Here is a 24096-nt window from a genome sequence, read left to right on the forward strand (position 1 = left end):
GGGCGGACGGGAGTGGCGCGCCGGTGGCATGCTTGCCGGCATGGACGGGCGCGACGGGATGCGAGCCGCGGACTCGGACCGTGCGGCGGTGGCCGACCGGTTGCGGGTCGCCCTCGACGAGGGCCGACTGGATCTGCACGAGTACGACGAGCGGTTGCAGCGGGCCTACGCGGCACGCACGTACGCCGACCTTGAGGCCCTACTCACCGACCTGCCGCCGGTGACGCCGGCGCAGCGGTCGGGCCTGGCGCCGGTTGCCGGGCCGACGGTGAGCCTGCTGGGTGACCAGCTCGATCCGGGCCCCAGCAGGGCCGTCACCGCACGCTGGTTGGCCGAGGTGTGGTTCCCGTACCTGCGGGTGATCGCCATCGTGATGACCATCTGGGCGGTGGCGTCGGTGCTCACCCAGGACCTGCTCTACTTCTGGCCGGCCTGGGTGGCGGGGCCGTGGGGCGCGGTGCTGGTGGTCCGCACGGTCAGCGGGCTGGCTGCCAAGGAGCCCCAACGCCAGGCGGTCAAGCGCCAACGCCGCCGAGAGCGCAAGCAGGCAAAGCGCGCCCTCGAAACGGACGACCCCCCAACAACCCCCTGACCCCACCGCACCCCCTGACGCTCTGTTGATCATGAAGTTGTTGCCGCCAATCCCGACGTGTCGCGACAACAACTGCATGATCAACACGGCCGGGGGCGGGGCCGTTTGGGCTGCCGCACCGTGGGGTGGGTGGTCGGTTTGGCGGGGGACCGCGGGCCGGCGTACACTTTCAGATCGGCGCACAGCGTCCACTCCGGCATGCCCACCCTGCGCTTCGGTGGGAGCTGGAGCCGCGGCTGGCGCGGGCTTCTGATTCTGATCAGATTTCCGTGTAAGACGTTGTGGGCCGCCCGGAGCAATCGACGTCAGGACAGCGGAGGACATGCCTAAAAAAGACGGAGCCATTGAGATCGAGGGTCGGGTCATCGAGCCCCTGCCGAACGCCATGTTCCGGGTGGAGCTCGCGAACGGCCACAAGGTGTTGGCTCACATCAGCGGCAAGATGCGGCAGCACTACATCCGCATCCTTCCGGAGGACCGGGTCGTCGTCGAACTTTCGCCGTACGACCTGACCCGCGGGCGCATCGTCTACCGCTACAAGTAGTCCGTCCTGACGACGGCCGGGAAGTCCCGTGTCCGTCTTCGACGTCCGGCGTCGCGCAGAGCGCGTAGCCGGGCCAGATGGGAAGTAAGGCAACCGTGAAGGTCAAGCCGAGCGTCAAGAGGATCTGCAACAAGTGCCGGGTTATCCGCCGGCACGGCCGGGTCATGGTCATCTGCAGCGACCCGCGCCACAAGCAGCGCCAGGGCTGACTCAGCCCGTCCGGCCGGAGCACGGCCGGGTGGCGTTGGTCCAGGCAGATCCCCAGCGACAAACACATCACACATGCTCGTCCCAGCCGCGAGCGGTACGCGAGACGTACCTCTGCGTGGCTGACCCCCGGTCGGAGGCCGGGGCCCGCTCGGGCAGCGACCGATCCCGGTCGCCGGCGCTCACCGCGTCGGAAAGACGGGACGGCCGGTAGCGGGGTGGGACGGGTCCACACCTCCGCCACACATCACGAGGAGTACGCCCGCACATGGCACGTCTAGTCGGCGTGGATCTCCCCCGCGAAAAGCGGTTGGAGATCGCGCTCACCTACATCTTCGGGGTCGGTCGCACCCGCGCCCTGGAGACACTCGCCGCCACCGGCATCTCGCCGGACAAGCGCGCTCGGGACCTCACGGACGAGGAGCTCGTGCAGCTCCGCGACCACATCGAGGGCAACTACAAGGTTGAAGGCGACCTGCGCCGCGAGGTCGCCGCTGACATCCGCCGCAAGGTTGAGATCGGCTGCTACGCCGGCATCCGGCACCGCCGGGGCCTGCCCGTGCGTGGCCAGCGGACCAAGACCAACGCCCGGACCCGCAAGGGCCCGAAGCGGACCGTCGCCGGCAAGAAGAAGCCCGGCAAGAAGTAGTTCTTAACCGGATGACGGGGTCGGCCGCCGCCGAGGTGGGTCAGGCCGCAACCCAATCCGGAAAGTCAACTAGGAGCGCACAGACTTATGCCACCGAAGGCTCGTGCCGGAGCCGCTGTAAAGAAGGTCCGGCGCAAGGAACGCAAGAACGTCGCCCACGGGCAGGCGCACATCAAGAGCACGTTCAACAACACCATCGTGTCCATCACGGACCCGACCGGTGCGGTCATCTCCTGGGCCTCCGCTGGCCAGGTCGGCTTCAAGGGCTCCCGCAAGTCGACTCCGTTCGCTGCGCAGCTGGCCGCCGAGGCTGCCGCGCGTCGCGCCATGGAGCACGGCATGCGCAAGGTCGACGTGTTCGTCAAGGGCCCCGGCTCCGGCCGGGAAACCGCCATCCGTTCGCTGCAGGCCGTGGGCCTCGAGGTCGGGCAGATCGCCGACGTCACCCCGCAGCCGCACAACGGATGCCGTCCGCCGAAGCGTCGCCGGGTCTGAGAGGTAGAGAGAGATGGCTCGTTACACCGGTGCAGACTGCCGCCGTTGCCGGCGGGAGAAGATGAAGCTGTTCCTCAAGGGCAGCAAGTGCGATGGTCCGAAGTGCCCGTTCGAGTCCCGGCCGTTCCCGCCCGGGCAGCACGGCCGCGGCCGCACCAAGGAGACGGAGTACCTGCTCCAGCTCCGTGAGAAGCAGAAGGCCCGTCGGGTTTACGGCGTGCTGGAGAAGCAGTTCCGCGGTTACTACGAGGAAGCTGTTGGCAAGCAGGCCAAGACCGGTGAGGTCCTCCTGCAGATCCTCGAGTCGCGGCTGGACAACGTCGTTTACCGGGCCGGCTACGCCCACTCGCGGGACATGGCCCGCCAGCTGGTCAAGCACGGTCACTTCACGGTGAACGGCAAGAAGGTCGACATCCCGTCGTACCGCGTCAAGGAGCACGACATCATCGAGGTTCGGGGCAAGAGCAAGGAGCTCACCCCGTTCATCGTCGCGCAGGCTCAGGCCGGCTCGCGGGCGGTTCCGGCGTGGCTTGAGGCCATCCCGAGCCAGATGAAGGTGCTCGTGCACTCCCTCCCGGCCCGGCAGGTTATCGACACGCAGGTCCAGGAGCAGTTGATCGTCGAGCTCTACTCCAAGTAGTCCGAGCTCGTTCGGTGGCCCGCCCTCCGGGGCGGGCCACCGGAACAGTTTGTGTCGTGGGCGTCAAATAGCGGGCGCCCCGGAAGAGAAGAGAAAAGATGCTCATCAGCCAGCGACCCTCCCTCTCCGAGGAGTCGATCAACGAGACCCGTTCCCGGTTCGCCATCGAGCCGCTGGAGCCGGGCTTCGGCTACACCCTGGGTAACTCGCTGCGGCGTACGCTGCTGTCGTCGATCCCGGGCGCGGCCGTCACCTCGATCAAGATCGACGGTGTGCTGCACGAGTTCACCACGATCCCCGGTGTCAAGGAGGACGTGGTCGAGCTCGTCATGAACATCAAGGAGCTGTGCGTCAGCTCCGAGCACGACGAGCCGGTCAGCATGTACCTGCGCAAGCAGGGCCCGGGCGACGTGACCGCGGGCGACATCCAGCCCCCGGCCGGCGTCTCGGTGCACAACCCGGATCTCAAGCTCGCCACCCTGAACGGCAAGGGCCGGCTCGACATGGAGCTGACCGTCGAGCGGGGCCGGGGCTACGTGACGGCGGCGCAGAACAAGCAGTCCGGCGCCGAGATCGGCCGTATCCCGGTCGACTCGATCTACTCGCCGGTGCTGAAGGTGACCTACCGCGTCGAGGCGACCCGTGTCGAGCAGCGCACCGACTTCGACCGGCTGATCATCGACGTCGAGACCAAGCCGTCGATGGGTCCGCGTACCGCGCTGGCCTCCGCCGGTTCGACGCTGGTGGAGCTGTTCGGGCTCGCCCGGGAGCTGGACGAGACCGCCGAGGGCATCGACATCGGGCCGTCCCCGCAGGACGCCCAGCTGGCGGCGGACCTCGCTCTGCCGATCGAGGAGCTGGACCTCACCGTCCGCTCCTACAACTGCCTCAAGCGCGAGGGCATCAACTCCGTTGGTGAGCTCATCGGGCGTACCGAGGCCGACCTCCTCGACATTCGCAACTTCGGTCAGAAGTCGATCGACGAGGTCAAGATGAAGCTCGCCGGGATGGGTCTCGGGCTGAAGGACTCGGCTCCGAACTTCGACCCGGCGCACGTCGTGGACACCTTCGGCGAGGCCGACTACGACACCGACGACTACCGCGAGACCGAGCAGCTCTAGTCCGCGCTGCCGCCACAACTGAGGAGCACCAAAAATGCCCACGCCCACCAAGGGCCCCCGCCTCGGCGGCAGCCCCTCGCACGAGCGGCTGATGCTGGCCAACCTGGCGACCGCGCTGTTCCAGCACGGAAAGATCCAGACCACCGAGACGAAGGCCCGGCGGCTGCGCCCGCTGGCCGAGCAGCTCATCACGAAGGCCAAGCGCGGTGACCTCGCCTCGCGGCGTCGGGTGCTGGGTGTGGTCAAGGACAAGGACGTGGTCTACGCCCTGTTCGACCAGATCGCGCCCCGGTACTCCAACCGCCCCGGCGGTTACACCCGGATCGTGAAGACCGGTCCGCGCAAGGGTGACAACGCGCCGATGGCCATCATCGAGCTGGTGGAGGAGCTTCAGGTCGCCGAGCCGAAGGCGAACAAGAAGACCGCCGCCCGCAAGGCCGCGCAGCAGGACAAGGTCGAGGCGCTCGCCCCGGCCGAGGATGCTCCGCGCTCGGAGACCGCCGACCAGGACGCGGAGGCGCCGGTCTCGGCGTCCGGCGACACCGCTGCGGCGCGCGAGGACAGCGACCTCGCCACCGAGGAGAACAAGGCCTGATCCAGGCATCGTTCGGGCCCGGCACCCCATCGGGGTGTCGGGCCCGACCCGTAACAGGAGGTACAAGGTGGACGAGCGGATCCGGCTGCGGCTGGACGTCTCGTACGACGGCACCGACTTTTCCGGCTGGGCAGCCCAGCCGACCAGGCGCACCGTCGCGGGGGTGCTCGTCGAGACCCTGGACCTGGTCCTGGGTGCCGGTACGGCCACCGGGCTGACGGTGGCCGGGCGGACCGACGCGGGAGTGCACGCCACGGGGCAGGTGTGCCACGTGGACCTGCCCGTGGACGTGTGGCGGCAGCACGAGGGACGGCTGCTGCGTCGCCTGGCCCGGCTGCTCCCCACCGACGTGCGGGTACGGGCGATGACCGAGGTGCCGGCCGACTTCGACGCCCGGTTCTCGGCCACCTTCCGGCGCTACGAGTACCGGGTCACCGATGCGCCCTTCGGCGCCGAGCCGTTGCGCCGCCACGAGGTGCTGGCCTGGCCGAAGCCGTTGGACCTGGCCGCGCTGAACGCCGCCGCGACCGGGCTGGTGGGGGAGCACGACTTCGCCGCGTACTGCCGGCGCAAGGAGCACGCGACCACGCTGCGCGAGGTGACCCGGCTGGACTGGCGTCGCGACCCGGACGGCATCCTGGTCGCCACCGTGCAGGCCGACGCGTTCTGTCAGGCGATGGTGCGCAGCCTGGTGGGTGCCATGCTGGTGGCCGGGGACGGCCGCCGCCCGGTCGAGTGGCCGGGCACCCTGCTCACCCAGCGGGAGCGGTCCAGCGAGGTGACAGTGGCCCCCGCACGCGGCCTGACCCTGGTCGCCGTCGGCTACCCGGCGGATCCGGCCGAGTACGCCCACCGCGCGACCCTCACGCGCCGGCTGCGGGTCCCGATCGAGGGTTGACCGCCCGCACTGTCAGTCGCCCGGCAGATCGCCCTGGTTGGCGTTGCTGCCGGTAGGTGCCGTCGTCGGTTGGGCGGCGGTGCCACCGTCGGCCCGGCTCTGCAGCACGCCCCGGCTGAGGTGCAGCTCGATCATGTCGAACAGGATCTCGCGGACCTTGGCGTCACCCGCCTTGACCGCCGCCCCGTCCTTGCGGACCACCAGCGCGTACGCCAGGTAGTGGCCACGGACCTGCCAGCCGACGCGTGCCGGAGCGCTGGCCAGGACATCGGTCCCGTCGGCGTCGTCGGCGGTGAGGCCACGGAAGCGGCCCTGCCGATCATCGAGCAGTTGCCGGAGCCGGTCTCGGGCTCGTTCCGCGCTGACCTTGTCGGTGAGGTTGAACAGGCCGGCGGTGACCAGGTGGCTGTCGTCGGGCGTACTCAGCGTGGCCCGGACGACCTGGTTGCAGCCGAGCCGGACCAGCAGATCGGCCACCTCGTCGGTGGCGGCGACGGCGCAACTGCCGCTGGACTGCGTCTTGAGCACCTGGTAGCTCGGCTGGCCGTCGGTGAGCTTCAGCTCCTTGCCGGGGAAGAGTTCCTTGGCGGTGAGCGGGGCCTGGTCGGTGTCCCGGGAGTCGAGGGCCAGCCGTTCCGCCGGTGCCGACGTCGGGGCGGCGTTGGGCTGGTAGGTCGGGTTGCTCTGGGGCTGCTCGCCGCGGTCGATGAGCAGCGCGGCGGCGCCGAGGCCGCAGAGGGCGAGCAGCACCAGGACGGCTGCGCCGCCGATCAGTACCTGCCACAGTCGGCCGCCACCGCGCCGGATGGGCGGCTCCGCCGACGTCGCCGAGGTGTAGATCTGGCTGCGCGGCGGGGCGGGCGGGATCTCGGCGCGTGTCGGCAGTGGCTGTAGCGCATCGGCGCGGGCGGCCGGACCGGGCTGCGGCACATTGGCACGAGCCGGCGCCGGCTGCGACGAGGGCAGCGAGAGCTGGTTCGGCCGGGGCAGCGACGGCGTGGGGAAGCGCGACGGAGAGGGTCCGGCCGCCGGGGGCGGACCGGCGCCGAGCACCGACAGGTCGGACCCGGGCTCCGGGTACTCCTCGAAAGCGTCCTCATCGGACTGGTACCGATACACCATGTCGCCCAGAGTAGGAGGCATTGTCCCTTTAGGGGGTAATATCGGGGAAATGTGCGTGTGGGCCGTGTCAGGTCCGGCCCGGACCGGTGCGAGAATTGCCGGGTGACCGGCGACCACTACTTCACCGCTCAGCCCACCAGCGACGCCCCGGCGCGCGAGGTCGAGTTCTCCGTCGCCGACCGCGACTACCGGCTCTCCTCGGCCGGCGGGGTGTTCTCCGCCAGCCGGCTCGACCCGGGCACCGCGGTGCTGCTGCGCAAGGCCGAACTGCCCGCCGCCGACACCACCGGCGACCTGCTCGACCTCGGCTGCGGATTCGGGCCGATCAGCTGCGTGCTGGCCGACCTCGCGCCCACCAGCACCATCTGGGCCGTCGACGTCAACGCCCGGGCCCGCGAGCTGACCGCCGCCAACGCAGCTCGGGTCGGCGCCGCCGACCGGGTCCGGGTCAGCGCGCCGGACGACGTTCCGGACGGCGTCCGCTTCGCCCAGATCTGGTCGAACCCGCCCATCCGGATCGGCAAGGACGGGCTGCACGACCTGTTGCTGCGCTGGCTGCCCCGACTCGCCCCGGACGGGGTCGGCTGGTTGGTCGTCGCCCGGCACCTCGGCGGCGACTCGCTGCAACGCTGGCTCACCGAGCAGAGCTGGCAGGTCGAGCGGTACGCCAGCCAAAAGGGCTTCCGGGTGCTGCGCGTCACCCGGTAATTGGATGTACCCCCCGACCCTCACTGGGGCAGGATCCCGGCGTGGGATACGTGGACGTGGCAGCGGTCGGGCACATCCTGCCCGACGGTCGGGAACTCTTCGCCGACGTGTCGTTCCGGGTCGGGGAGGGCAGCAAGGTCGCCCTGGTCGGGCCAAACGGCGCGGGAAAGACGACGCTGCTGAGGATGGTCGCCGGCGACCTGCCGGTGCGCAGCGGCGTCGTCGCGCGCGCCGGCGGGCTGGGTGTGATGCGCCAGTTCATCGGCATGATCGGTGACGAGTCGACAGTCGCCGACCTGGCGTTGTCGCTGGCCCCGCCGGCGCTTCGCGATGCCGGCCGGCGGCTCGGCGAGACCGAGGTGGCCATGCGGGCGGCCGAGGCCCATGGCAAGTTCAGCAACGCCGCGGGCAAGGCCCAGTTGGCGTACGCCGATGCGCTCGGCGCCTGGGGCGAGGCCGGCGGGTACGACGCCGAGGTGCTCTTCGACACCGTCGCGACCATCGTGCTCGGCCAGCCGTGGGAGGCCGTACGGGACCGTCCGGTGCGTACCCTCTCTGGCGGCCAGCAGAAGCGCTTCGCCCTGGAGTTGCTGCTGCGCGGCCCGGACGAGGTGCTGCTGCTCGACGAACCGGACAACTTCCTCGACGTGCCCGGCAAACGTTGGCTGGAGGCGCGACTGCGCGAGTCGACGAAGTCGGTGCTCTACGTCTCGCACGACCGCGAGCTGCTGGCCCAGAGTGCCGACCGGGTGGTCGCCGTCGAGGGTGGCAGCGCCTGGGTGCACCCAGGCGGCTTCGCCAGCTGGCACGAGGCTCGGGTGGCTCGGCACGCCCGCCTCGACGAGCTGCGCCGGCGTTGGGACGAGGAGCACCAGAAGCTGCGCGAGCTGATGCTGATGTACAAGCAGAAGGCCGCGTACAACGACGGGTTGGCCTCGCGTTACCAGGCCGCGCAGACCCGGTTGCGCAAGTTCGAGGAGGCCGGGCCGCCGCCCGTACCGCCGAAGGACCAGGACATCCGGATGCGGCTCAGCGGCGGGCGGACCGGCAAGCGCGCGGTCGTCTGCGAGCAGCTGGAGCTCGACGGCCTGACATTCCCCTTCGACCTGGAGATCTGGTACGGCGACCGGGTGGCGGTGCTCGGTGCCAACGGCACCGGCAAGTCGCACTTCCTGCGGCTGCTGGCCCGCGGCGGCACCGACCCGGACCCGGCGAACGGGCCGGTCGACGGCGCGGGCGCGCTCGCTCCGGTGGCGCACGACGGCGTGGCCCGGCTGGGCGCCCGGGTGCGCCCCGGGCACTTCTCCCAGACCCACGACCGGCCGGAGCTGATGTCGAAGACGCTCGTCGAGATCCTCTGGCGGGGTGACGAGCACCGCACCGGCATGGACCGGCACGCGGCGATGGGTGTGCTCAGTCGCTACGAGCTGGCCGCGCAGGGCGACCAGCGCTTCGGCACGCTCTCCGGCGGGCAGCAGGCCCGGTTCCTGGTGCTGCTGCTGGAGCTGTCCGGGGCGACCCTGCTGCTGCTCGACGAGCCCACCGACAACCTCGACCTGGCCAGCGCGGAAGCGCTCGAAGCGGGCCTGACCGCCTTCGAGGGAACGGTGATCGCGGTCACCCACGATCGTTGGTTCACCCGCTCGTTCGACCGGTTCGTGCTGTTCCGAGGCGACAGCGAGGTGGTGGAGACCCCGGAGCCGGTCTGGGACGTCGGGTGATCCCCGCCGACCTGCCCGACCGGCTCTGCGGCGTCGAGGGGGTGGTCGCCGTGGCGCTCGGCGGTAGTCGAGCCCGCGGCGAGCAGCGCCCGGACTCCGACTGGGACCTGGGTCTCTACTACCGGGGTGAGCTGGACGTGCCGGCGCTGCGTGCGGTCGCCGCGACGGTCGCCGACGACACCGACATCGCTCTCACCGCCCCCGGTGGTTGGGGCCGCTGGGTCGACGGGGGTGGTTGGCTGCGGATCGGCGGGGTCGCCGTGGACTGGATCTACCGGGACCTCGACCGGGTACGCCGCGTCTGGGCGGACTGTCGGACCGGCCGGTACGAGGTCGGGGTGCAGGCCGGGCACCCGCTCGGGTTCTACTCGTCCGCCTACGTGGGCGAGGTGGCCCTGTGCCAGGTGCTGGCGGACCCGACCGGCCAGCTGATTCGGTTGCGGGAGCAGACCCGGGACTATCCGCCCGCGCTCGCCGACGCGCTGGTGGCCGGCGGCTGGGAGGCCGGGTTCCTGCTGAGCGGCGCCGCCAAGGCCAGTGTCGCCGGGGACAGCGCGTACGTCGCCGGCTGCCTGTTCCGGGTGGTCGGGGTGCTCGCTCAGGTGCTGCACGCCCGAGCGGGCCGGTGGCTGATCAACGAGAAGGGGATGATCGCCGCCGCGGGGCGGCTGCCCGGGGCCCCGCCGCACTTCGCGCAGCGGACGCAGGCACTGCTCGGTGCCGTCGGCCGTGGCCCCGCCGAGCTGGCCGCGACCATCGACGCCGCCCGTGAGCTGGTCACGGAAGTGCTCGGCTGAACCGCCGCCGAGGTGGCCCGTACCGGGCCGGCATAGGGTGGATCTCGTGACTGAGATGACCTATCGCCGGCTGGGCGACTCCGGGCTCGTGGTGTCAGTGGTCGGCATCGGCTGCAACAACTTCGGCCGTAAGCTCGACCTCGACGGCACCCGGGCGGTGGTGGACGCGGCCCTGGACGCCGGGATCACCCTGTTCGACACCGCCGACATCTACGGCGAGCCGCAGGGTGGCTCCGAGGAGCTGCTCGGGCAGGCGCTCAAGGGCCGCCGGGACGACGTGGTGGTGGCCACCAAGTTCGGCATGGACATGAACGGCCTCAACGGGCCGGACTACGGCGCTCGTGGTGCGCGGCGCTACATCGCCCGCGCTGTGGAGGCGTCGCTGCGCCGGCTCGGCACCGACCACATCGACCTGTACCAGATGCACGAGCCCGACCCGGGCACCCCGATCGACGAGACCCTCGCCGCCCTGGACGACCTGGTCCGCGACGGCAAGGTGCGTTACCTGGGCAACTCCAACTTCGCCGGCTGGCAGATCGCCGACGCGGACTGGGTCGCCTCGTCCAACGGCCGGTCCCGTTTCATCAGCGCGCAGAACCACTACAGCCTGGTGGAGCGCTCGGTGGAGGCCGAGGTGATCCCGGCGTGTGAGCGGTTCGGCCTCGGCATGCTGCCGTTCTTCCCGCTCGCCAACGGTCTGCTCACCGGCAAGTACAAGCGCGAGGCCCAGCCGCCAGCCGGCAGCCGGCTCTCCGGCGGTGGCCGGTACGCGGAGCGGCTCGCCGCAGCCGACTGGGACACCATCGAGGCGATCGAGGCGTACGCGGCCGAGCGGGGTCTGACGATGCTCCAGGTGGCGATCGGCGGGCTGGCCGCTCAACCGGCGGTGACCTCGGTGATCGCCGGTGCCACCACGCCCGAGCAGGTACGTGCCAACGCCGCCGCCGGCGTCTGGGAGCCCAGCGACGACGATCTGGCGGCGCTGCGCGCCGTCCTCTGAGGGGCCTGATCCACTCGCGTTCCTTGAAGTCGGGGTGACCTGCGGTCCGGGAAGCCCCGACTTCAAGGATGCCGAGTCGATCACAGTCGATCAGACGACGCCGGGCCCGGCCGCTGATCGCGGCCGGGCCCGGTGTCGTTGAATGCTGTGTGGTCAGTCGGTGCGGCGGCGGCCGAAGAGCATGGCCACCCCCATCGCCGCGGCGACGAGCACGAGACCGGCCGCCGCGAACGGCCACCAACCGGTGCCCGCCCCGCCGTCCGCTGGTTTGGTCACCGCGACCGGCGCGGGTGCCGGCGGTGACTGCGCCGCCTTCGCCTGCACCGTGGCGGTGGCCTTGCTCTGAAGCGGAGCGGGGGAGTTCACCGACACCTTCCACGTGCCGGTGGAGAGCACCGGGCCACTGCTGTAGAAACCCTGCCCCTCGGGCTGGGGTTCGAGTTGCACCGGCCCGACCCGCTGCCCGTCCGGGCCGGTGGCGGTGAGGACCAACCGCACCACCTGCTCCAGCCGGCGGCCATCGGCGTAGGTGGCCTGGATGGTGACGCCCTGAGCCCCGTCGCCGGCCACAGTGAGCTTGAGCTTGTCGGCCTGAGCCGCCGGGGCGGCCTGCGCTGCCTGCGCTGCCTGCGCCGCTGCCGGGGCGGCGGCGGACAGGGTCAGGGCCAGTCCGACGAACACGGCGGCCAGCACCTTGCGGATACCCGTCACGGACATCTCCTCCCTACCGATGAGGGAGGCCCCTCCCCGACGCCGCAGCGCCGGGAAGGGGCCTCGTCGGATCAGAGCTGGCGACCGGGTGCCAGCCGGGTGGCATCGCCACCGAGCCGCCCGGTGCCCTTGACCGAATCGCCGTCGTTCGCCTTGACCCCGGCCTTGCTGGCCGCGCCGCCGAGCCGAACGATCATGGCGTCGGCGTCCCGGATCAGGACGTCCCGGACCTCCGCCTCGGGCACCAGCGTGGCGTCGCTGGCGAGCGTCCGGAACGCGGTCAGCTGCCGGACGGCAGCCTTGTCGTCGCCGGCCGCCTCGGACGCGCGAACAGCGTCGAGCTTGTTCGACAGCTGCTTGTGCGCCTTGGTCGAGAGCCGCCCCGTCGCCTTGAACCGGTCCAGCAGACTCTGCATGTCCCGGAACGAGGTGGTGACGAAGAACCGGACCGTCGAGGTGGTCTTGTTGCCCGCCTTGTCGGTCGCGGTAACGGTCAGCTCGTGCAGGCCGAGCGACAGGTCGTACATGGCCTGCAGAGTGCCGCTGGCGTACGCCTGGCCGTCGAGCTGACCGACCACGCTCGCGATGCCCGAGGTCGGGTCGACGGCCTGCCAGGCCACCCGGACGTCCTGGCTGTCGCCGTAGAGCTGGCCGTCGGCCAGCCCGGACACCAGCAGCGTCGGCTTGGTGCCGTCGATGCGCAGCACCGCCGACTTCAGCGTCTCGACGTTGCCTGCCTTGTCCGCCGAACGGAACAGCAGCTCGTGCTGCCCGTCACCGATCACCTCGATCGGCGTCGAGTACGGCGCCCACGCACCACCGTCCAGCGACCACTCCACCGTCTTGACGCCGGAACCGGCGTCGGTAGCGGCCAGCACGACCGGGATGGTCCCGTTGTGCCAACCGGCGTCGTTCGCCGGAGCGAACGTCGCCGAGGTCACCGGCGCGGTGGCGTCGATCTTGACCGAGACGGTCTTGGTCGCCTCCACGTTGCCGGCCTTGTCCGTCGAGCGGAACCGGAGCTCGTGCTCGCCGTCCCCGCTGACCGCCACCGGAGCGGTGTACGCCGTCCAGGTGGTGGCACCGTCCAGCTGGTACTCCGTACCGGCGAGCCCGCTACCGCCGGCCTCGTCGGCACCGGTGAGCGTGATCGTCACCGGCCCGGTGTGCCACCCGTCGGTCGGGGTGCCGGAAACCGCCGCGGTGGTCACCGGCGCCGTCTCGTCGGCCACCTCCGTGCTGAGCCGGAAGTAGTCGAACGAGGCGGTCTTCGACGCCGTCTGGTTGGCGCCGAGGGTGAACAGCCCGACCTTCGGGGTGGCCCCGACAGCGCTGTTGGTCAGCGCCGTCAACGCGGTCCAGGTCGTCCCGTCGGCCGAGTACGACGCGGTGAACGTGTCGCCCGTGCGGGCCAGCCGCAGGTGCCACACCGCATCGGTCAGGTTGCCAGCCTCGGGCTGCGGGTTCTGGACCACCCCGGCGATCTCGCTGCGGAACTCGATCCGCCGCGTCACCGCCGAGCCGGCCTGGTTGTCCGCGATGAAGTCGAGCTTCAGGTAGTTGTCGTCGTCCGCCTGCACGAGCAGACCGGCCTGCTGGTACTGCTCGTTCAGCAGGCTGCCGTCGACCTTCGTCTCCAGGGTCCAGTCGCCGGAAGGCGCGGTCTGGAGGATGAAGTTCTTCGGCCCGGTGTTGGCGGTGCCGTAGATGTCACCGTTGGGCACGTCGATCCGCAGCGCGCCATCGGTGACCCGGTAACCGCTCGGGTCCTCCCGCGTCACGGCGTCCCACCGGCACTTGTCCAGCGTGCTGCCGGTGAACTCGTCCGACGGGTCGACCGGGCCGGCCGGAGCGTCCGGCGTGACCTGGAACGAGTCGAACGCGGCGTCGACAACCGGCGCCTCGGTGCCTCCGTTGAGCGCGAAGACCCCGATCCGCGGGTTGGTGATGCCGGCGAGCGCTGCCGAACGGCCGACCGGGGTGAAGGTCTGCCCGTCGCCCGAGGCGGACGCGGTCAGGTTCGTCCCGTCGCTGGTGATCCGCAGGTACACGGTGTCACCGGCAGGTGCGGCGGTGGCGTCGGCGGCCTCGTTGCGAGGCGTGGCCGCCGTCTCCCGGATGAACTCCACCCGCCGGCTGCCGTTGTACAGCAGGTCCAGCTTGGCGTAGTTGTCGTCGTCGCCGTACACCAGCAGGCCGGCCTGCTGGTAGTTGGCAGTCACCGGCAGGGTGACCTTGGTGGTCATCTCCCACGCGCCGGTCGGGGCCGCCTGGAGCACCAGGTTGGTGGCGTCGTTGCGGGCCCCGTAGAGGTCACCCACCGAGGTGGGCAGCTTCAGCGCGCCGCCGCTGAGGGAGTAGAGCTGGTTCTCCCGGATGACGCTGGTCCAGCGGCCCTTGTCCAGGGTGTTGCCGTTGAAGTCGTCCGAACGCGCCCCGAAGCAGGACGTGTCCGGCGCGTCGACCCGCACCGGCACCGTGGCGTACGACTTGGCGCCCTTGCTGTCGGTCACCGTGAGGGTGGCCGTGAAGGTGCCCGGGCTGGTGTAGGTGTGGCTGGCATCCAGTGTGGTCGCCGAGCCTCCGTCACCGAAGTCCCAGGCGTACGTCAACGGGGTGTCGCCCTCGGCGTCGGTGGCAGTGCCGTCGAAGGCGACGGTGACCGGTGCGGTGCCGGTGGCGGGGGTGGCCGTGGCGCTGACCACCGGCGGCCCGTTCTCGGTGACACCGCGGCCGACGAAGTCCATCCAGTTGACGTTGAACAGCGAACCCGTTCCGCCGTTCGGATCACGGGCCAGGAAGTACAGCGAGCCGCTCGCGGCACCGGTGACCGGTGCACTCACGTCCGTGTACGTCTGCCACGCGCCCGTCGACGGTACGACGGCAGTGGCGACCACCGGTCCGTCGACAGCACCCGCGCGAACCTCGATCCGACCGCCAGCGGCGGCGGAGGCGGCCCGGAAGCGGATCTCGGTGATGTTGGTCAGGTCCGCCGGAGCGACCGACCACCAGTCACCGTCCTCGATGAACGCGATGCTCTGGCCGCCACCGGCGGTGTCGGCGCCGGCCTCCCGCTGCACGCCGGGGTCGCCACCGCCGGTGCTCACCGGGGCACGCCCGGTGGCGGTGAAGTACTCGGCCTGCTTCTGCTTCGGCTGGAGAACCTCGATCTGCCGGCCGGTCAGCGCACCGGCGCCGCCGGCACCACCCTCGTCGGTGTAGGTCGCCTCGAAGACCGCGAAGACGTTCGCCTCGGCGCCGTGCCCGGAGGCGAGCGACGTCTGGACGGTGCCGGTGCAGCCGGTGTGCTGCTCCAGCGGGTGGGCGTGCTCGTCGTGACCCAGCAGCACCTGAAGCTGCACCCGGTCACAGTCGATCTGCCCGTCCTCGGGGTCGGTCACCTTGATCGAGTAGCGGACCTGGTCACCCCAGTTGAAGAAACCGCCGTCCGGTGGGAACTCGATGGAGACCGTCGGCGCGGTGTTGCCCACTGTGACCGGCACGTTGGCCACCGCGGTCCGGCCCTTGGGGTTGGTGACGGTGAGCTGGGCGGTGTAGTTGCCCGCCGTGGCGTACGTGTGGGTCGGGTTGGCCTCGGTCGAGGTCTGCCCGTCGCCGAACGTCCAGGCGTAGGTGAGCGCGCCACCGTCCGGGTCCCGGGAGCCGGCGCTGGAAAAGGTCACCGTCAACGGCGCCGGACCCGAGGTCGGGTTGGCGGACGCCGCGGCGATCGGGGCGCGGTCACCGGCGGTGTAGTCGATCCGGTAGACGCCCGAGTTGTCGTTGTTGCCGCCGAAGCCGCTGCCCCACTCGATCAGGTACAGCGCCCCGTCCGGGCCGAACTCGAAGTCCATCGGCCGGACCATGCTCATGCCGGTGAGCAGCTGGTTGATGTCCACCAACGACTTGCCGTCGGGGGTCAGCTGCATGGTGTACATCTTGTTCTGGTTCCACTCGCCGAGCAGAGCCTTGCCGTCGTAGTACGCCGGCCACTTGCGGTTCGAGTTCAGGTCGGCGTCGTAGCGGTAGACCGGGCCGCCCATCGGGGCGCCGCCGCCGCCGATCTCCGGGTAACGCGCGTCACCGGCGTACCCGTAGTCGACGGTCGCCGGGACCACCGGCGGGAGGTTGGTCAGGCCGGTGTTGTTGGGCGAGTTGTTCACCGGGGCGGCGCAGTCGAACTTCGGACCGCTCGGGCCGGACGGGAACGTGTAGTCGTTGTACGCCTCGTTCGTGCCCGTGCAGTACGGCCAGCCGTAGTTGCCCGGGGTGACGACGTTCCACTCGACCAGACCGCGGGGGCCCCGGTTCGGGTTGTCCGCGTTGGCGTCCGGTCCGTAGTCCGCGACGTACAGCGTGTTGGTCTTCGGGTCGGTGCCGATCCGGAACGGGTTGCGGAAGCCCATCGCGTAGATCTCGGGACGGGTCTTCTCGGTGCCCGGCGCGAAGAGGTTGCCCGCCGGAACGGTGTACGTCCCGTCGTCCTCCGGGTGGATCCGGATCACCTTGCCGCGCAGGTCGTTGGTGTTGGCGGAGGTGCGCTGCGCGTCGTAGTCCTGGCGGCCCGACCGCTCGTCGAGCGGCGAGTACGAGTTCGACTCGAACGGGTTGGTGTTGTCACCGGTGGCCAGGTAGAGGTTGCCGTCGCCGTCGAAGGCCATGCTGCCGCCGGCGTGGCAGCAGGTGTTGCGCTGGGTGTCGACCCGTAGCACCTGCTTTTCGCTGGCCAGGTCGATGGTGTCGCCGTTGACCGTGAAACGGGACAGCAGGTTGCGGGTGACCCCGTCGTTCGGGGCGTAGTACAGGTACACCCACTTGTTGGTGGCGAAGTCCGGGTCGAGCCGGATGCCGATGAGGCCGTCCTCGTTACCGGTGAAGACGTCCAGGTCGACGGCGGTGACGGTGTTGCCGGTGTCCGGCTTCACGATCTGCACGCGACCGTCGCGCTCGATGTAGAAGACCCGCCCGTCGGGGGCGACGTCCAGCTCCATCGGGTTGCTGGTGTTGCTGTCCAGCGTGACCTTCTCGAAGTTCGAGGTCTTCGAGGCGCCGCAGTCGGCGTTCTCGACGCCGGCTGCGGTGCGGATGCCGCCGAGCAGGTGGGAGAGGAACTCGGGCTCGGCGTACGACTCCCGGGTGTGCCCGCCGCCGGTGTACCAGGAGCGGCCACCGTCGTAGTCCTGACACCAGGCGATCGGGTGGTCCGCACCCATCGCGCCGGCACCGGCGGTGTAGCTCTTCTCGTCCAGGCTGGCCAGCACGTGCACGTCCGGCCGGGGGTTGGTCTGGTAGTTGTACCACTCGTCGAACCGGGACCACCGGTCCGGCAACCCGGCGGTGGACGGGTGGGCGTGGTCCTCCACCTTGACAGTGGCCTGCTGGTTCTGCGGGTGGTTGGCGAAGTACGCGCCGACCAGGTCGCCGTACCAGGCCCAGCTGTACTCGGTGTCCGACGCGGCGTGGATGCCGACGTAGCCGCCGCCGGCCTTCACGTAGCGCTCGAACGCCGCCTGCTGGTCGGCGTTGAGCACGTCACCGGTGGTGGAGAGCCAGATCACCGCCTTGTACTTCGCCAGGTTGGCGTCGTTGAATGCGGCGCCGTCCTCGGAGTTGTCCACTGTGAATCCGTTGTCGACGCCGAGCTGCTGGATGGCGGCGATGCCGGTGGGGATGGAGTCGTGCCGGAAGCCGGCGGTCTTGGAGAAGACGAGGACGGAGAAGGGATCGGCCGCGGCCTTTGGCGCCTTCGGCGCCACCTGGCTGACCGGGGCTGCGGCTTTCGCATCCCGTGGGGGAACCTGGGCGGCCGCCTGCGCGGGCGCGCCGAACAGGGTGGTCGAGGCCATGGCCAGGGAGATCAGGGTTGCGGTGATGGGTAAGCGGGCACGACGAGAACGGGACACGCCGCCTCCTGTGTCGTAGTGACAGAGCTCGCGGGAGTCGGCTCGCCGAAGGCCCTCCCTGATGGAGCCGGTGGTCACACCGTGCCAGGGTGCCCCCACCGACATTTTGTCGAATCGCTGAACAAATTAATTCGGCTCGCTCGATGTCGGGCAAGATGCGGACGGGTAACGGTTCTGCAACGGAGGGCGACATTCCGAACAGGACCGTATGAAGTGCCCCATTGGATCTCGCTCGTTTTGACGCGGCCCGCCCTGCCGGCCACCGCCGACCCCGCGCCTTGGCAGGCCGACGGATCTGTCGTACGGTGACACGCAAGTAACCCACGGGAGCCCGGTGTACCGGGCTGAGAGGGGGGCTGACAGCCCCCGACCGTCGAACCTGATCCGGGTAATGCCGGCGCAGGGAGGAGCGTTGCCGTGCCGTCCCTGGGGCGATTGCATCTCATCACCGACACCCGACCGGGTCGCGACCCACTCGCCGTGGTTCGCGCCGCCCTCACCGTGGCCCACGCCGACCTGGTGGTGCAGGTCCGGGTCGAGGATTCCGCCACCGACCGGGAGGCGTACGACCTGACCCGGCGGGTGCTCGCGCTCTGCGCGTCGTACCGGGCGACCTGCCTGGTCAACGACCGGTTGCACGTGGCGCTGGCGGTGGGCGCCGCCGGTGGGCACGTCGGTGCCGACGACCTGCCGGTCGCCGCCGCCCGCCGGGTGCTCGGCCCCACCGGTGTGCTGGGCGCCACCGCTCGCTCGCCGGGCCCGGCGAGCGAGGCCGTCGCGGCGGGCGCCAGCTACCTGGGCGTCGGGCCGTGCCACACCACCAGCACAAAGACCGGCCTGCCGGACCCCATCGGGCCCGCCGGGGTACGCGCCGTCGTCGACGCCGTCGACGTTCCGGTCATCGCGATCGGCGGAGTGACCGCCGCCCGAGTGCCGGCGCTGCGGGCCGCCGGGGCGTACGGGGTGGCGGTGGTCGGTGCCGTCTCCGCCGCCGCCGACCCGGCACGGGCAACCGCCGAGCTGATCGAGGCCCTGACGTGCTGACCGGCCGGTCCCCGTCACCGTCGTCGAGCGACCGGGTCCGGCCGGACGTGGCAGTGGTGGGGGCGGGGCCGATCGGGTTGGCGATCGCCTGGCGTTGCGCCGCGCGTGGGCTGCGGGTGGTGGTGCACGATCCGGCACCCGGCTCGGGCGCGTCGGCGGTGGCCGCCGGCATGCTGTCCCCGGTCGCCGAGGCGTACTTCGGTGAGCGGCAGCTGACCGGGTTGCTGCTGGCGTCCGCCGCCCGCTGGCCGGCGTTCGCCGCCGAGCTGACCGAGACGACCGGAGTCGATATCGGCTACCGGACCGAGGGCACCCTGATGGTCGGGCTCACCGGCGACGACCTGGCCGAGGCGCGCCGGCTGTGGGCGTACCAGCAGGGGTTGGGTCTGCCCGTGACGCCGCTGCGCCCCAGCGAGATGCGCGATCGCGAACCGGCGCTCGCCCCACGGGTGCGCGGCGGCGCGCTCGCGCCCACCGATCATCAGGTCGACCCCCGGCTGCTGGTGCCGGCGCTGCGCGCGGCCGCGCAGCGGGCCGGCGCGGTGCTCGTGCCGAAGCCGGTCCGGTTTTTGTCCGAGGTGGACGCACCGGTCACCGTGGTCGCCGCCGGCTGCGGGGCCGCCGCGCTCACCGGCCTGCCGGTGCGGCCGGTGAAGGGCCAGATCCTCCGGCTCCGCGCGCCCGACGGCGTCGCGCCGGGCTTCCGGCACGTGATCCGGGGGTACGCCGACGGCGAGCACGTCTACCTGGTGCCCCGCACCGACGGTGAGGTCGTGCTCGGTGCGACGGTCGAGGAGCGCTCGGACACCACCGTCACCGCCGGTGCTGTGCAACGGCTGCTGCGCGCCGGGGTCGACCTGCTGCCCGAGCTGGCCGAGTACGACCTGGTCGAGGCGGTCGCCGGGCTGCGCCCGGGCACCCCGGACAACGCGCCGATCCTCGGGCCGCTGCCCGACCGACCGGACGTCCTGGCCGCCACCGGGCACCACCGGCACGGCATCGTGCTCACCCCGATCACCGCCGACCTGATCGCCGACCTGGTGCTCGGCGGCGTACCCGACCCGCTGCTCGCGCCCTTCCGTGCCGACCGCTTCGGCGGTGCCGCCGCGGTGGCCGCGTCGGGCGGACCTGAACCGACGTTGGAGGGGGACCTGTGGAGTTGACGGTGAACGGGGCCGGGCGCAGCGTCGCCGCCGGCGCGTCCGTGGCGGACCTGGTCCGCGACATCGTGGCGCAGCCGCGTGGGGTGGCGGTCGCGGTCAACGGCGAGGTGGTGCCCCGGACCGGCTGGCCGGCGCGGGCACTGCGCGACGGTGACCGGGTCGAGGTGCTCACCGCGGCGCAGGGCGGGTGAGCGGCGTGCCCTTCGAGCTGGGTGGGGAGACCTTCACCTCACGGCTGATCCTCGGCACCGGCGGTGCCGCGAACCTGCACGTCCTGGAGCAGGCGATCCGGGCGTCCGGCACCGAACTGGTCACAGTGGCGTTGCGCCGGGTGGGCACGGCACCCGGCTCCACGGGTGGGCTGCTGGAGCTGCTGGACCGGTGCGGCGTACGCCTGCTGCCGAACACCGCCGGCTGCCACACCGCCACCGAGGCGGTGAAGGTGGCCCGGTTGGCCCGGGACGCGTTCGACACCGACTGGGTCAAGCTGGAGGTGATCGGCGACGAGCGGACGCTGCTGCCCGACGGGGTGGAGCTGCTCCGCGCCGCCGAGGAGTTGGTCTCCGACGGCTTCACAGTGCTGCCGTACACCAGCGACGACCCCGTGCTCGCCCGCCGCCTCGCCGATGTGGGCTGCGCCGCGGTGATGCCGGCCGGCTCCCCGATCGGTTCGGGGCTCGGCATCGGCAACCCGCACCACATTCGACTCATCCGGCAGGGTGTGGACGTGCCGGTGATCCTCGACGCCGGCATCGGCACCGCGTCCGACGCGGCGCTGGCCATGGAGCTGGGCTGTGACGGGGTGCTGCTGGCGAGCGCTGTCACCCGGGCGGCCGACCCGGTGGCGATGGCCACCGCGATGCGGTACGCGGTCGAGGCGGGCCGACTGGCAGCCCAGGCCGGCCGGATCGAGCGCCGCTTCCACGCGCTCGCCTCCACCCCCGACGAGGGAAGACCCGAGCTGTGACCCCGCCGTCCGGGGTTGTCGTGTTGACCGGCCGGCTCGTCGCGCGGGGCGGGCTCGACCGGGTGGTGGCGGGAGCCGTGGCCGGGGGAGTGCGCTGGGTGGTGCTGCGGGAGAAGGACCTGCCGCGCGCCGAACGCGCCGCCCTCGCCGCCGACCTGCGCGCGATCCTCGCCGACGTCGGCGGAACCCTCATCGTGGCCGGCCCCGACCCGCTCGGCGGCGACGCAGTGCACCTGCCCGCCGCCGGCCCGTACCCGCCGCCGGCCCACGCCGTGGTCGGCCGTTCCTGCCATCACCAAATCGAGCTGGACCGCCTGACCACCGAGCACTACGCCACCATCTCCCCGGTCTGGCCCACAAAGACAAAACCGGGTTACGGCCCACCCCTGGACATTGCGGGGCTGGGCAGCCTGGTGCGTGCCAGCCCGGTACCCCTGCTGGCCCTGGGCGGAGTCGAGACCCCGGAACAGGTAACCGCCTGCGTCCAGGCGGGAGCCGTCGGGGTGGCGGTGCTCGGCGCGATTATGCGGGCCACGGATCCCACCGAGACAGCGGCGAGTCTGACCAGCGCCTATGTCGAGGCGGTCACCCCCGAGCTCTCAAAACCCGGCGCGGAGTCAGCCAGGTCCCCACGACGGGGGCTGCGGCCGACCGTGCCCACGCAGGGATCAAGCCTGACCGCCCGGAGTGGGCACGGTCGGCCGCAGCCCCAAACCGCAACCAGGGAAAAACAATGACCCCGCGAACCATCCTCACCATCGCCGGCTCGGACTCCGGCGGCGGCGCAGGCATCCAGGCCGACCTCAAGGTCTTCGCCGCGCTGGGCGCGTACGGCACCAGCGTCCTCACGGCGGTCACCGCGCAGAACACCCGGGGTGTCGACGCGGTGTTGCCGCTGCCCCCGCGCACTGTCACCGAGCAGTTGGACAGCGTGCTCACCGATTTCACCGTCTGCGCGGTGAAGACGGGGATGCTCGGCACCCCGGCGATCGCGGACGTGGTGGCCGAGGCCGCCCGGGACGGCCGGCTGCCTCAACTCGTCGTCGACCCGGTGCTTGTCGCCACGAGCGGTCACCGGCTCGGCGTGGTGGGCGCGGTGGAGCGGCTGTTGCCGTACGCCACTGTGGCGACCCCGAACTGCGCGGAGGCCGCGGCGATCACCGGACGCCCGGTCGACGACGTGGCCGCGATGGTCGTGGCCGCCGAGGCCCTGGTGGCCGGCGGCCCGGAGTACGTGGTGGTCACCGGCGGTGACCTGGACGGGGGCGAGGCGGTCGACGTGCTGCACGGCGGCGGCGTCACCACAGTGTTGCGCGCACCCCGGGTGACCACCCGGCACACCCACGGCACCGGGTGCTCGTTCTCGGCGGCGATCGCGGTGCGGCTCGGTCTGGGCGATCCGGTGCCGGCCGCCGTGGGGGCCGCCAAGGAGTACGTGCTCCGTGCGCTGACCGGCGCGCGGGGTTGGGAGCTGGGCGCGGGGCGCGGGCCGCTGAACCACTTCGGCTGGTCCGCTTGATCACCAGGGAGGCTGTCATGCACGCACGAGGCAAGGTGTACGTCGAGGGTTCTCGGCCGGATGTCCGGGTGCCGTTCGCGGAGGTGGGGCTGACCGGGGACCTGCCGCCGGTACGGCTCTACGACACGTCCGGCCCTGGCTCGGACCCGGAGGTGGGGCTGCCGCCGCTGCGCGGGCAGTGGATCGCCGAGCGGGGTGACGTGGCCCCGGTGCGGGGTGCGGGCACGCCACTCGCCGGGGTGGACGGTCGTCGGCCCACCCAGCTCGCGTACGCGCGGGCCGGTGTGGTGACGCCGGAGATGGAGTTCGTGGCGATCCGGGAGAACGTCGAACCGGAACTCGTGCGGGCCGAGATCGCCGCCGGTCGGGCGGTGCTCCCGCTCAACGTCAACCACCCGGAGTGCGAGCCGGCGATCATCGGCAAGGCGTTCCTGGTCAAGGTGAACGCCAACATCGGCACCTCGGCGGTCAGCTCGTCGGTCGCGGAGGAGGTGGAGAAGCTGACCTGGGCCACCCGCTGGGGCGCGGACACCGTGATGGACCTGTCCACGGGTAAGCGGATCCACGAGACCCGTGAGGCGATCGTGCGCAACTCGCCGGTGCCGATCGGAACGGTGCCGATCTACCAGGCGCTGGAGAAGGTCGGCGGCGACCCGGTGAAGTTGAGCTGGGAGGTGTTCCGGGAGACCGTGATCGAGCAGGCCGAGCAGGGCGTGGACTACATGACGGTGCACGCCGGTGTGCTCCTGCCGTACGTGCCGCTGGCAGTGGACCGGGTGACCGGGATCGTGTCCCGAGGCGGTTCGATCATGGCGGCGTGGTGCCTGGCGCACCACGAGGAGAACTTCCTCTACACCAACTTCGAGGAGTTGTGCGCGCTGCTCGCGCGCTACGACGTGACGTTCTCCCTCGGCGACGGGCTGCGCCCCGGGTCGATCGCCGACGCCAACGACGAGGCGCAGTTCGCCGAGCTGCGCACCCTCGGTGAGCTGACGAAGATCGCCTGGGCGTACGACGTCCAGGTGATGATCGAGGGCCCCGGTCACGTACCGATGCACAAGATCAAGGAGAACGTGGACCTTCAGCAGGAGTGGTGCCACGAGGCACCCTTCTACACGCTCGGTCCGCTGACCACCGACATCGCGCCCGCGTACGACCACATCACCTCGGCGATCGGCGCCGCGATGATCGGCATGTTCGGCACCGCGATGCTCTGCTACGTCACGCCGAAGGAGCACCTCGGCCTGCCGGACCGGGACGACGTGAAGGCGGGCGTGATCGCGTACAAGATCGCGGCACACGCAGCGGACCTGGCCAAGGGGCACCCCGGCGCGCAGGCCTGGGACGACGCCCTGTCGAAGGCGCGGTTCGAGTTCCGCTGGGAGGATCAGTTCAACCTCTCGCTGGACCCGGAGACGGCGCGCTCGTACCACGACGCGACCCTGCCCGCGGAGCCGGCGAAGACCGCGCACTTCTGCTCGATGTGTGGCCCGAAGTTCTGCTCCATGAAGATCACCCAAGAGCTCAAGGAGTACGCGGCGCGCGGCATGAGGGACAAGTCGGAGGAGTTCGTCTCCGGCGGGAGCCGGGTCTACCTACCGCTCGCCTGACCCACCCGCAGGGTGATCGACTCGGGTTCATTGATGTCGGGGCCGCCTCGGGATGGCCCGGTATCAGTGAACCCGAGTCGATCAAGCGAC

The 24096-nt window shown here is 71.1% G+C and carries 23 protein-coding genes and 1 riboswitch; of the genes, 20 read left to right on the plus strand and 3 right to left on the minus strand.

The window, feature by feature from the left end; genetic code table 11:
• Window positions 1-40 precede the first annotated feature (40 nt).
• The 9 genes from ACIA47_RS14015 (at window position 41) to truA (ending at window position 5741) form a co-directional block, all read left to right on the plus strand.
• Window positions 41-592 (plus strand): DUF1707 domain-containing protein, encoded by a 552-nt coding sequence (locus ACIA47_RS14015; RefSeq protein ID WP_396707970.1) that lies wholly within the window; start codon window positions 41-43, stop codon window positions 590-592.
• A 322-nt stretch (window positions 593-914) separates the two neighbouring features.
• Complete coding sequence (infA, locus tag ACIA47_RS14020) at window positions 915-1136, plus strand: translation initiation factor IF-1 (RefSeq protein WP_007073013.1); 222 nt, start codon at window positions 915-917, stop codon at window positions 1134-1136.
• 95 nt (window positions 1137-1231) lie between these two features.
• The gene (gene rpmJ, locus ACIA47_RS14025; RefSeq protein ID WP_043965539.1) at window positions 1232-1345 is read left to right on the plus strand and encodes a 50S ribosomal protein L36; all 114 of its coding nucleotides are present in this window, start codon (window positions 1232-1234) and stop codon (window positions 1343-1345) included.
• A 266-nt stretch (window positions 1346-1611) separates the two neighbouring features.
• Complete coding sequence (gene rpsM / locus ACIA47_RS14030) at window positions 1612-1992, plus strand: 30S ribosomal protein S13 (RefSeq protein ID WP_030329917.1); 381 nt, start codon at window positions 1612-1614, stop codon at window positions 1990-1992.
• A gap of 87 nt (window positions 1993-2079) precedes the next feature.
• Window positions 2080-2487 carry a 30S ribosomal protein S11 gene (gene rpsK / locus ACIA47_RS14035; RefSeq protein WP_030329919.1) on the plus strand — a complete coding sequence of 136 codons (408 nt, stop codon included), beginning with the start codon at window positions 2080-2082 and terminating at the stop codon, window positions 2485-2487.
• 13 nt (window positions 2488-2500) lie between these two features.
• Window positions 2501-3127, plus strand: coding sequence for a 30S ribosomal protein S4 (rpsD, locus tag ACIA47_RS14040; RefSeq protein WP_112584822.1), 627 nt, complete (start codon window positions 2501-2503; stop codon window positions 3125-3127).
• 98 nt (window positions 3128-3225) lie between these two features.
• Window positions 3226-4248: a DNA-directed RNA polymerase subunit alpha gene (locus tag ACIA47_RS14045; protein WP_007465227.1), complete on the plus strand. Its 1023-nt coding sequence runs from the start codon at window positions 3226-3228 to the stop codon at window positions 4246-4248.
• A 34-nt stretch (window positions 4249-4282) separates the two neighbouring features.
• Window positions 4283-4843 carry a 50S ribosomal protein L17 gene (gene rplQ, locus ACIA47_RS14050; protein ID WP_203120236.1) on the plus strand — a complete coding sequence of 187 codons (561 nt, stop codon included), beginning with the start codon at window positions 4283-4285 and terminating at the stop codon, window positions 4841-4843.
• A gap of 67 nt (window positions 4844-4910) precedes the next feature.
• Entirely contained in the window at window positions 4911-5741 is an 831-nt protein-coding gene (gene truA, locus ACIA47_RS14055) for a tRNA pseudouridine(38-40) synthase TruA (protein ID WP_112601259.1), read from the plus strand.
• 12 nt (window positions 5742-5753) lie between these two features.
• Here truA and ACIA47_RS14060 read toward each other — a convergent pair whose 3' ends face one another.
• Entirely contained in the window at window positions 5754-6863 is a 1110-nt protein-coding gene (locus tag ACIA47_RS14060; RefSeq protein ID WP_396707974.1) for a hypothetical protein, read from the minus strand.
• A gap of 102 nt (window positions 6864-6965) precedes the next feature.
• Here ACIA47_RS14060 and ACIA47_RS14065 point away from each other — a divergent pair, with 102 nt between their 5' ends.
• The 4 genes from ACIA47_RS14065 to ACIA47_RS14080 are packed head-to-tail and all read left to right on the plus strand — an operon-like array spanning window position 6966 to window position 11089.
• A complete protein-coding gene (locus ACIA47_RS14065; protein WP_203120235.1) occupies window positions 6966-7571 on the plus strand; it encodes a methyltransferase in 606 nt (201 codons plus the stop codon).
• Window positions 7572-7612: 41 nt separating this feature from the next.
• A complete protein-coding gene (locus ACIA47_RS14070; RefSeq protein WP_396707976.1) occupies window positions 7613-9292 on the plus strand; it encodes an ABC-F family ATP-binding cassette domain-containing protein in 1680 nt (559 codons plus the stop codon).
• On the plus strand, window positions 9289-10089 hold the full coding sequence (locus ACIA47_RS14075) for a nucleotidyltransferase domain-containing protein (RefSeq protein ID WP_396707977.1): 801 nt from the start codon (window positions 9289-9291) through the stop codon (window positions 10087-10089). The genes ACIA47_RS14070 and ACIA47_RS14075 overlap by 4 nt, the downstream gene beginning before the upstream one ends.
• A 37-nt stretch (window positions 10090-10126) precedes the next feature.
• Window positions 10127-11089: an aldo/keto reductase gene (locus ACIA47_RS14080; RefSeq protein ID WP_203120233.1), complete on the plus strand. Its 963-nt coding sequence runs from the start codon at window positions 10127-10129 to the stop codon at window positions 11087-11089.
• Window positions 11090-11242: 153 nt separating this feature from the next.
• On the opposite strand, the gene ACIA47_RS14085 is transcribed toward ACIA47_RS14080, so the two are convergent.
• Together ACIA47_RS14085 and ACIA47_RS14090 are read right to left on the minus strand one after the other, a co-directional pair.
• Window positions 11243-11800 carry a hypothetical protein gene (locus ACIA47_RS14085; protein ID WP_203120232.1) on the minus strand — a complete coding sequence of 186 codons (558 nt, stop codon included), beginning with the start codon at window positions 11798-11800 and terminating at the stop codon, window positions 11243-11245.
• A gap of 71 nt (window positions 11801-11871) precedes the next feature.
• On the minus strand, window positions 11872-17703 hold the full coding sequence (locus ACIA47_RS14090; protein ID WP_396707980.1) for a ThuA domain-containing protein: 5832 nt from the start codon (window positions 17701-17703) through the stop codon (window positions 11872-11874).
• A 313-nt stretch (window positions 17704-18016) separates the two neighbouring features.
• A riboswitch (TPP riboswitch) is annotated at window positions 18017-18126 on the plus strand.
• Between ACIA47_RS14090 and thiE the strand changes: the two genes are divergently transcribed.
• The 7 genes from thiE (at window position 18121) to thiC (ending at window position 24006) form a co-directional block, all read left to right on the plus strand.
• On the plus strand, window positions 18121-18747 hold the full coding sequence (thiE, locus tag ACIA47_RS14095) for a thiamine phosphate synthase (RefSeq protein ID WP_203120231.1): 627 nt from the start codon (window positions 18121-18123) through the stop codon (window positions 18745-18747). Its footprint overlaps the riboswitch before it by 6 nt.
• On the plus strand, window positions 18741-19910 hold the full coding sequence (gene thiO, locus ACIA47_RS14100; RefSeq protein ID WP_203120230.1) for a glycine oxidase ThiO: 1170 nt from the start codon (window positions 18741-18743) through the stop codon (window positions 19908-19910). Before thiE ends, thiO begins: the two co-directional genes overlap by 7 nt.
• Complete coding sequence (gene thiS, locus ACIA47_RS14105; protein WP_112584840.1) at window positions 19901-20101, plus strand: sulfur carrier protein ThiS; 201 nt, start codon at window positions 19901-19903, stop codon at window positions 20099-20101. Before thiO ends, thiS begins: the two co-directional genes overlap by 10 nt.
• Window positions 20098-20877 (plus strand): thiazole synthase, encoded by a 780-nt coding sequence (locus ACIA47_RS14110; protein WP_203120229.1) that lies wholly within the window; start codon window positions 20098-20100, stop codon window positions 20875-20877. Before thiS ends, ACIA47_RS14110 begins: the two co-directional genes overlap by 4 nt.
• Window positions 20874-21614 (plus strand): thiamine phosphate synthase, encoded by a 741-nt coding sequence (locus ACIA47_RS14115; protein ID WP_396707983.1) that lies wholly within the window; start codon window positions 20874-20876, stop codon window positions 21612-21614. The genes ACIA47_RS14110 and ACIA47_RS14115 overlap by 4 nt, the downstream gene beginning before the upstream one ends.
• A complete protein-coding gene (gene thiD, locus ACIA47_RS14120; protein WP_091402354.1) occupies window positions 21611-22396 on the plus strand; it encodes a bifunctional hydroxymethylpyrimidine kinase/phosphomethylpyrimidine kinase in 786 nt (261 codons plus the stop codon). The genes ACIA47_RS14115 and thiD overlap by 4 nt, the downstream gene beginning before the upstream one ends.
• A gap of 17 nt (window positions 22397-22413) precedes the next feature.
• A complete protein-coding gene (thiC, locus tag ACIA47_RS14125) occupies window positions 22414-24006 on the plus strand; it encodes a phosphomethylpyrimidine synthase ThiC (protein ID WP_396707986.1) in 1593 nt (530 codons plus the stop codon).
• Window positions 24007-24096: the final 90 nt, after the last annotated feature.

Origin of the sequence: Micromonospora sp. NPDC051227 (assembly GCF_044455385.1) — a bacterium.
GTDB lineage: Bacteria > Actinomycetota > Actinomycetes > Mycobacteriales > Micromonosporaceae > Micromonospora.